The sequence below is a fragment of the Psychrobacter phenylpyruvicus DSM 7000 = NBRC 102152 genome (genome assembly GCF_000685805.1).
In the GTDB taxonomy this organism is placed as follows: Bacteria; Pseudomonadota; Gammaproteobacteria; order Pseudomonadales; family Moraxellaceae; genus Psychrobacter; species Psychrobacter phenylpyruvicus.
This window is the reverse complement of record NZ_JMKP01000087.1, coordinates 1-1,613: the sequence shown is the minus strand read 5'-3', so window position 1 is coordinate 1,613 and position 1,613 is coordinate 1. Positions and strand designations below refer to the sequence as shown.

General features: G+C 36.0%; 2 protein-coding genes. Both read right to left on the bottom strand.

Annotation, left to right across the window (positions count from 1 at the left end; all coding sequences use genetic code 11):
* Positions 1-161 precede the first annotated feature (161 nt).
* Entirely contained in the window at positions 162-755 is a 594-nt protein-coding gene (locus G561_RS14850) for a hypothetical protein (protein ID WP_051584574.1), read from the bottom strand.
* A gap of 615 nt (positions 756-1,370) precedes the next feature.
* Positions 1,371-1,532: a hypothetical protein gene (locus G561_RS15425; RefSeq protein ID WP_155954133.1), complete on the bottom strand. Its 162-nt coding sequence runs from the start codon at positions 1,530-1,532 to the stop codon at positions 1,371-1,373.
* Between the last annotated feature and the right edge of the window lie 81 nt (positions 1,533-1,613).

The following is a 1,613-nucleotide window of genomic DNA, read 5'->3' as shown; positions in this document are numbered from 1 at the left end:
CGGCTCGCTCTTTCATTTCAGGGGTATAGTTTCGTGTTTTCATTGTCGTATTCTCTCAGAAAATTGAGTCTCCGACAATCCCGGGGCGGTTCAAGCTAAAGCGTTCAACTATTGCCTACTTTACTTGTGCCCCCCTACTTTTAAAGCCCTATTAAAACTAGCTAATGACTATTGTTTAAGCCATTCTCAGCTCTTTGTCTGCGGATTTCTTCTTTGTTTTCCAAAACATAATCCCGAAGCTCCAACATGCCAGATTCTATTTCTTGATAGATTTGTTTATGGCTTGATTTTGGGGTAAAACCATTGGGGTTATCGCTATGCCATTTATAGGCTTCTTCGATAAGTCTGGCCCAATTATCAACGTTTTGGCCAGCGTACTGATTAATGGGAGTACCTAGTGAATACCGCAGGGCATAAAACAGCGCAGGATCATCTGATTGCTCCAGATCTGGATTGGCTTCAAGGTAAGCTCTAAACCTGATTTGACCAACATAATACCATTTCACTGCCTCATCAAAACTGCCTTCATTGAATAACTTAGCGGCCAAAATAAAATAGTTTAAAGGGTGCTTATCAGCAATACCCTGCTTTAAGTCCTCAATTGACTGGTCTGCAAGCTCATTATCAGAACTGACCGCATTGGCTGTATCTGCAGTGTGGTTATTAGTTGAAGTTGTACTAGAATTAATAAAGGTGGTTGTAGCGGGGTTGTTGGTTGTAGTTGCATTGGAATTAGTGGAAGCATAAGCACTCAAAAATCATAAACATCGAGACTAACGCTATATTCTTGCTAGGCATCCAATTCTCCTTGATAGACTTCGTATTTTCCTAAATTCAACTTCGTATTTTCCTAAATTCAAACAGTTATACTTTGGTTCTGATACTGCAAAATTTTAATTTATCACTATTAATTTACCACGTTATTAAAGTGAACTCATTACTATCAATAAGTTTAATGAAACTATCATAATATATACTCGCTTTTATTAAAATCCAAAACGTTGGTTGTATCAATCCAGCTTAATCGATTAGATAGGTATGTAGTGTTTATACGTAAGTAGGTTTTGAACGCTTAAAAGTTAATTTGTCAGATTGCTGAGGTATCAAGCTCACTAATTATTAAAGGTGGCCCTTAATACCCATTATGGATAACATATAAGAGTTTTGAGGTGGTTTAATTTAGTATAGTATGTTTTCAGATGGCGAGCATGTGGTTGTAGAATATAGTATGTAGTGAGTTGTGACTATTTTGCTTTAAAATTTGAAGGTTTTTAGGTTTCTCTAAAAAAATGATTTTGATAGGTTTAATTTCTATTTACAGTTTTTTCTTTAAAGCATTATGCTAGGCTAAAAGCCTAGCCAAAGCTTTATTATTGAGTACTTTTTTTACTCACATTAAACAGCATACCTACGGGTGACTTTTTAACTTTATTAGACTCATCAGCAAGTGAACGAATTGATTGAGGAATATCCTTCAATTTAGGCGCATCTAAGAGTTGACCCGCAAACATAGCTGCTAAGGTAGTGTTCAAAATTCTGTGTCATTCCCCTAAACTATGTAAAAAACAAGGAATGACACCATGCAAAACTTTGACTTTAACGAAGCCTTAAAA